Below are 228 nucleotides of genomic sequence, written 5' to 3'. Positions count from 1 at the left end.
TCAGGTATAAATTTCGTGTGTGGTGACTCATGAATCCAAGAAAAACACTCATTGAATATATCGTCAAACGAAACATCATTTGAAACATAGAAACCAGTGGAGAAAAACTTCATTGGCATTGTCCTTTTGATATGAGGTTACCTTAAGAAGATAATGAAAATTAAATTTAAAATCAACCCACAAGCCCTCCCTTCCCCCAAAAAAACAACTATATCAACTGAGATAGGG

The organism is Enterobacter cloacae complex sp. P18RS, from assembly GCF_014982105.1.
Classification (GTDB): domain Bacteria; phylum Pseudomonadota; class Gammaproteobacteria; order Enterobacterales; family Enterobacteriaceae; genus Enterobacter; species Enterobacter hormaechei_C.
Note: the sequence above shows the minus strand (reverse complement) of the source record.